At 69.2% G+C, this 6,511-nt stretch carries 5 protein-coding genes and 2 pseudogenes; 5 read left to right on the top strand and 2 right to left on the bottom strand.

Annotated features, from left to right (window positions below):
* Together ACFTZL_RS08475 and ACFTZL_RS08470 are read right to left on the bottom strand one after the other, a co-directional pair.
* A pseudogene (locus ACFTZL_RS08475) lies at nucleotides 1-345 on the bottom strand (6-phospho-beta-glucosidase); the annotation flags it as partial.
* Nucleotides 342-1,106, bottom strand: a complete 765-nt coding sequence (locus ACFTZL_RS08470) for a DeoR/GlpR family DNA-binding transcription regulator (RefSeq protein WP_382579705.1) — start codon at nucleotides 1,104-1,106, stop codon at nucleotides 342-344. The gene ACFTZL_RS08470 and the pseudogene ACFTZL_RS08475, both read right to left, overlap by 4 nt.
* A 147-nt stretch (nucleotides 1,107-1,253) precedes the next feature.
* Between ACFTZL_RS08470 and ACFTZL_RS08465 the strand changes: the two genes are divergently transcribed.
* The 5 genes and pseudogenes from ACFTZL_RS08465 to ACFTZL_RS08445 form a co-directional block, all read left to right on the top strand.
* Nucleotides 1,254-2,306, top strand: a complete 1,053-nt coding sequence (locus tag ACFTZL_RS08465; protein WP_382579695.1) for a carbohydrate kinase family protein — start codon at nucleotides 1,254-1,256, stop codon at nucleotides 2,304-2,306.
* A 46-nt stretch (nucleotides 2,307-2,352) separates the two neighbouring features.
* A complete protein-coding gene (locus ACFTZL_RS08460; protein WP_382579693.1) occupies nucleotides 2,353-3,630 on the top strand; it encodes an ABC transporter substrate-binding protein in 1,278 nt (425 codons plus the stop codon).
* A gap of 126 nt (nucleotides 3,631-3,756) precedes the next feature.
* Nucleotides 3,757-4,641 (top strand): carbohydrate ABC transporter permease, encoded by an 885-nt coding sequence (locus ACFTZL_RS08455; RefSeq protein WP_382579703.1) that lies wholly within the window; start codon nucleotides 3,757-3,759, stop codon nucleotides 4,639-4,641.
* Nucleotides 4,638-5,486, top strand: a complete 849-nt coding sequence (locus tag ACFTZL_RS08450; RefSeq protein WP_382579691.1) for a carbohydrate ABC transporter permease — start codon at nucleotides 4,638-4,640, stop codon at nucleotides 5,484-5,486. The genes ACFTZL_RS08455 and ACFTZL_RS08450 overlap by 4 nt, the downstream gene beginning before the upstream one ends.
* 154 nt (nucleotides 5,487-5,640) lie before the next feature.
* Nucleotides 5,641-6,510: pseudogene (locus tag ACFTZL_RS08445) on the top strand (alkaline phosphatase family protein); the annotation flags it as partial.
* Nucleotide 6,511 lies beyond the last annotated feature (1 nt).

Here is a 6,511-nt window from a genome sequence, read left to right as displayed (position 1 = left end):
GTAGGCGATGCCGCCCGCGCCGACCGTCTCCTGGCCGAGGACGCCCTCGGCCAGGGCCACCCGTTCGTCGTTCGCGCGGCCCTCCAGGCCGCCGACGCGGATCGCGGAGAACACGAAGTCGGCGCCGCGCAGGGCCTCGTCCAGGTCGGTGGTGGCGGTCACCTCGGGCGCGTCCAGAACGCCCGCGGCCTGCTCGGCGAGCACGCGGGTCACGGCGGACAGCCTGCCCGCGTCCAGATCGTGCAGGACGACGTGCGTCACCCGGCCCTCGGCGTGGTCCTGGAGGAGCGCCCCGTACACCAGCGGCACACGGAACCCTCCGCCGCCCAGAATCGTCAGCTTCACGCTTGCACCTTTCCCGTCACGACGACCTCGACGCCTGCCTCCTGAAGGGAGGCCCGCGTCGCCGCGTCGACCTGCGCGTTCGTCACCACCACGTCCAGGTCCTCGGGACCGCAGACCTTCGCCATCCCGTGTCCGGGGAACTTCGCCGCGTCGGCCAGCAGGGCGACCTTCTCGCCGGCCTTGATCATGGCGCGCTTGACCGGCACCTCCACGACCGTCGTGTCCATGACCTGCCCGCCGGGCCGTACGCCGCTGGTGCCGAGGAAGAGCCAGTCGGCGTGGAGCTGGCGCAGATTGTCCTCGGTGAGGAAGCCGACCAGGGAGCGGTACTCCCGGCGGACCATGCCGCCGAGCAGGACCAGCTCGATGCCCTCGTCGTCGGCGAGTTCCTCGTAGACCACCAGATTGCTGGTGATCACGGTGAGCCGGCGGCCGTGCAGTTGCCGGGCCAGACGGTAGGCGGTCGTCCCGATGTCCAGCAGGACCGACTGGCCGTCTTCGATCATCGCCGCCGCGCGCTCCGCTATGGCGTCCTTCTCGGAGACGCGCATCTCGGCGACCTCGGCGAAGGGCTGGTCGCCCTCCTCGACCACAGCGCCGCCGTGGACGCGAGTGAGAAGACCGTCTTCTTCCAGTTTGACCAGGTCACGCCTGATAGTGGCCGGGCTCACACCCAGCCGCTCGGAGAGGTCGGTCACAGCCGCGGGGCCTCCGGAGCGAAGGGCCCGCAGGATGAGTTGGTGTCGTCGTTCTGCCAGCACGGCCGGAACACTACTCGTCATCTTCAATCATTTCCATGCTCAGTTCTGCTCGGGTATTGACCAATGTCTCCGAGCAGCGCACGATTCCGGTCACGGAAATGAAGAGTTTTGACGATCTCCGTCGAACTCGAGCGAGAGGACACATCCGTGGACGATGACCGGCCCGATGTGCTGCTGACCGGGCTGCTCTTCTACGACCTCGTCCTCACGGGGCTCGGCAAGCCGCCGACGCCCGGCGAGGAGATCTGGACCGAGGGCATGGGTTGCGGCCCGGGCGGCATCGCGAACCTCGCGGTGGCGGCCTCCCGCTTCGGCCTCAGGACCTCCCTGGCCACCGTGTTCGGCGACGACTTCTACGGCGAACACTGCCGGGACGTCCTGTGCGACCAGGAGGGCGTCGACCTCTCGCTCTCCCGGACGGCGGACGGCTGGCCGACCCCGGTCACCGTCTCCGTCGCCTTCGGCCACGACCGTGCCCTGCTCACCCACGGCCAGGAGCCGCCGTACTCGCAGGACGTGCTGATGGGAGACCCGCCCGAGGCGCGTACCGCCCTGGTCCACCTCGAGGCCGAACCGCGCGAGTGGCTCGCCAAGGCCGCCGCGAACGGCACGCAGGTCTACGCCGACGTCGGCTGGGACCCCACCCAGGAGTGGTCGACGGCTCTCCTTGAACAACTGGCCCTGTGCCACGCCTTCCTCCCGAACGAGACGGAGGCCATGGCCTACACCCGCACCGACAGCGCGGTGGCCGCGCTCGGCACGCTGTCCGAGCTGGTGCCGGTCGCGGTGGTCACCCGGGGCGGGGACGGCGCCCTGGCCGTCGACCAGATCACCGGCGAGTACGCGGATGTGCCCGCCCTCGACGTCGACGTGCTCGACGCGACGGGTGCCGGGGACGTCTTCGGCGCCGCGTTCGTCACCGCCTCGCTCGGCGGCTGGCCGCTGGCGCAGCGGCTGCGGTTCGCGGTGCTCGCGGCCGGGCTGTCCGTCCGGCACCACGGCGGGGCCCTCGCGGCCCCCGGCTGGTACGGCGTCGACCGCTGGTGGCGCTCCCTGACCGATCCCGAACTGAAGCAGTCGTACGGCTTCCTGGCCGACCGCCTCCCGGCGAACCCCGGGCCGGCTGTCACGTACGCCCCCCTCACCCCGCCGGCCCCTCACACGTCCGTCGGCCCACGCGCCTCCGAACGGCGGCACTGATCCCCGCACCCCTCTCCACGTCGAACATGAACAACAGGAGTGACCCGTGGACCTTTCCCGCAGACGCTTCCTCCAGGCCGCCGCGTTCACCGCGGCCGCCTCCGGCCTGACCGTGGCATGCGGCAACGGCTCGGATTCGGCCGGCGACAAGAACGGCAAGGACCTCACCTTGTGGTACTGGGGAGGCGCACTCAGCGACAAGGTGGTCGCCGAGGCGAAGACGCACTTCAGCAGCCAGGTGAAGCTGACCGTCGCCTCCATCGGCGGCGACTTCAAGTCGAAGCTCACCACCACCCTCGCCGCGGGCACCTCCGTGCCCGACATCACCGGCATCAAGGGCGAGGACATGGCGTCCTTCCTGCCCAACGCGAACCGCTTCCTCGACCTGAACGACCTGGGCTTCAAGGACATCTCGTCCCAGTACCTGGACTGGAAGACCAAGCTCGCCCGGGCCGAGGACGGCAAGCAGGTCGGATTCCCGATCGACATCGGCCCCACCGCGCTCTTCTACCGAGCGGACCTGTTCGACAAGGCCGGGCTGCCCACCGACCCCGACAAGGTCGCCGCTCAGGCGGGGACCTGGGAGGACTACTTCGCGCTCGGCACCGAGCTGAAGAAGAAGGTGTCCGGCACCTACCTGGTCAACAACATCGGCTCGGTGTTCAACATGGTGGTCGGGCAGGGCACCGAGCGGTTCATCGACAAGGACAACCGCTTCATCGGCGACCAGGACCACATCCGCAAGGCGTGGACCACCGCGGTCCGCCCCTACACCCTCGGTCTCGACGCCAAGATCAACGACAACACCTGGAACGCCGCCGTCGGCAAGAGCCTGAGCACCGAACTCGGTGCTGCCTGGCACGCGCTGGACATCGAGCAGGCGGCCCCGAAGACCAAGGGCAAGTGGCGGGTCTGCGCGATGCCCGGCGGACCGGCCAACCAGGGCGGCTCCTACCTGGCCCTGCCCAAGCAGTGCCGGAACCCCGAAGAGGCGTTCAAGATCATCAGCTGGATCCTCAGCCCGGCGAACGACGCCCGCGGCTTCGCCGACGCCGCGATCTTCCCCGCCGCGCCGGCGGCGTACGCCATGCCGGCCATGACGGGCGGCGACCCCTTCTTCGGCGGGCAGAAGGTCATCGAGGTGTTCGGCCCGGCCGCCAAGGCCATACCGGACAGTTACGAGGCACCCGCGGACGCCGCCGTCATGGCTCCCTTCATGACCGAGCTGACCAACATCGAGGCCAAGGGCAAGAAGCCCGACGACGCGTGGAAGGACGCGGTCAGCCAGGCCAAGCAGATCGCCCGTCGCCAGGGGGTGAGCTGAGCAATGGCCTCACCTCCGGTCACCGGACCCGCCGCGGTGCCCCGGCGCCACGGCGGGCCGGGCCCGGCCCGCTTCCGCCCCCGGCGCACGCCGCCGGCGGGCGCCGTACGGCCGAGACGTCGCGGGGTGCTGTCCCACTGGCGGCAGTACCTGGCGATCTCGCCCTTCTTCCTGATCTTCGGCGTCTTCTCGTTCTTCCCTGTCTTCTACTCGCTGTACCTGGCCTTCCAGCGCTGGGACGGCATGGGCACCATCCAGTTCGTGGGCCTGCAGCAGTTCCGGTTCCTGTGGGACGACCCGGTCTTCTGGATGTCGATCCGCAACACCCTGGTGATCTGGGTCCTGTCCACCGTTCCCACGCTGTTCGGCGCCCTGGTGCTGGCGACGCTGCTGCATTCGGTGCGGCGCTTCAAGGGCTTCTACCGCATCGCCCTCTACATACCGAACGTCACCTCGATCGTCGCTGTGTCGATCTTCTTCGGCGCGGTGTTCAGCAACAACTTCGGCCTGGTCAACGCGATCCTGGGCACCGTCGGCATCTCACCCGTGCCGTGGCTGAGCAATCCGTGGCTGATCAAACTGGTCATCGCGCTGCTGATGACCTGGATGTGGACCGGCTACAACATGATCATCTACCTGGCCGGGCTCCAGGCCATCCCCACGCAGATCTACGAGGCGGCCAGGCTGGACGGCGCCGGGCCCCTCCGCACGTTCTTCCAGATCACCATGCCGATCATGCGGCCCATCATCCTGTTCACGGTCGTCATCTCGACCATCAACGGCCTGCAGAGCTTCAGCGAGCCCCAGGTGCTGTTCGGCAGCAACGCCGCCAACCCGAACCTCGGCGGCCCGGGCCAGGCGGGCCTGACCACGCTGCTGTACTTCTACCAGTCGGCCTTCGTCAACAACGACTACGGCTACGGCGCGGCCATCGTCTGGGCCTTCTTCGTACTGATCATGGTGCTGGTCGTCATCAACTGGCGCGTCGTCCAGCGCGGGAGGAAGTCATGACCGCAGTGGTCAAAAGGCGGTCACGGCGCCCCAAGGGGCTGACCCCTCACATATTCCTCGGCCTGGCCGTGCTGATCTCGGTCTTCCCGTTCATATGGACCATCGTCATGGCGACGAACACCACCGAGGACATCTACAAGAGCCCGCCGAAGCTGACCTTCGGATCCCACCTGCTGGAGAACATCCGGCACGTGCTCGACACCATCGACTTCTTCGGGTCGATGGTGAACACCCTCGTCGTCGCGACCGTCACCACCGTCCTGGTGCTGTTCGTCGACTCCCTGGCGGCGTTCGCCTTCGCCAAGTTCGACTTCCCCGGACGCAAGGTGCTGTTCGCCATGCTGGTGGGGTTCATGATGCTGCCGCTCCAACTGGCCGTCCTGCCGCAGTTCATCCTGATGTCCGACATCGGCTGGGTCGGCTCGCTCAAGGCGCTGGTCCTGCCCGCCCTCGCCAACGCCTTCGGCATCTTCTGGCTGCGCCAGTACATCGAGAACGGCGTGCCGGACGAACTCCTCGACGCCGCGCGCATCGACGGCGCGGGGTTCTTCCGCCAGTACTGGAACATCGTGCTGCCGATGATCAAGCCCGCGTTGTCCTTCCTCGCCATCTACGCCTTCGTCGGTGCCTGGAACGACTACATCTGGCCCCTCGTCGTGCTCACCGACCCCAGCCACCTCACCCTCCAGGTGACGCTCGCCCAGCTCCACGTCGGCCACACCACCGACTACAGCATGGTCATGGCCGGTGTGCTCATGGCGTCGATTCCGCTGGTCGTGGTGTTCACCATCTTCGCCCGCGGGTTCATATCGGGCGCCACCGAGGGAGCGGTTCAGGGAAGCTGACGCGCCCCAAGGGGCGCGGGGAACTGCGCGATCAGCCACCGCGGGCACGCAGCCGAGAACCGGCAGTCGGTCCCGAGCTCTCAGGACAGCAGAGAGGCACCCAGTGACGGACGTCAACGCCAGGAGCCGACGCGGCAAGGTCCTCGTCGTCGGCATGGACGGGCTGCGCTTCGACCGGCTGGCCCTCTCCCCGTCCGCGGCACCCGTGCTGCACGGCCTGATGGCCGCGGGCGCCCACGGCACGAGCCTGCTGCCCTACGGGGAGACCGACGGCCAGGCCGGGAACGGGCCGTCGACCGGCATGGCCTACACCGACTCCGGGCCCGGCTGGTCGAGCGTGCTGACCGGGGAGTGGCCCGACCGTCACGGGGTGACCGGCAACGACTTCACCGGCGCCGACTACACCCGCCACCCCGACTTCCTGAGCCGCGCCGTGGCGGCCCGGCCCGGTCTGCGCACCGCGGCCGCCGTGTCCTGGCCGGAGCTGGTCCGCCGCGGTGTCCTCGGCCCCGCGATCGGCCGACGGGTGTCCTACGACGGCGAATCCGACGGCTACGCGAGCGCGGACCGCCGCGTCGCCGACACCGCGGCACGCTGGCTCACCGAGGACGACCCGGACGTGGTGTTCGTGTACTTCGGCGCCACCGACGAGGCCGGCCACGCCACGGGCCCTCGGTCCCCCGCCTACGCTCGCGCCCTCCTCGCCCAGGACGCGCACCTCGGACGGCTGCTGGAGGCGATCGACGCCCGGCGCTCGGACCCGGCACGCGCCGAGGAGCGCTGGACCGTGCTGGTGACCACGGACCACGGTCACCTCGACTCCGGCGGCCACGGCGGTGACACGCGTGCCGAACGGGAGGTCTTCGTCGTCCTCGCCGAGCCCGGCGGGCCCGCGGGCATCCGGCTCGAATCGCCCCGCCTCATCGACATCGCCCCCACGGTCCTGGACCGTCTCGGCATCCCCGTCGACCCCACCTGGGGCCTGCAAGGCCGTGTCCTGCCCGGGCCCACCGCACCCACTTCGA

This window comes from Streptomyces sp. NPDC056948, from assembly GCF_042674225.1.
Lineage (GTDB): Bacteria > Actinomycetota > Actinomycetes > Streptomycetales > Streptomycetaceae > Streptomyces > Streptomyces purpurascens.
This window is presented reverse-complemented; position numbering and strand designations above follow the sequence as displayed.

Bases quoted from the DNA above. Each gene is read 5' to 3' on its own strand.
- ACFTZL_RS08450 (WP_382579691.1), top strand. From the start codon at position 4,638: ATGACCGCAGTGGTCAAAAGGCGGTCACGGCGCCCCAAGGGGCTGACC.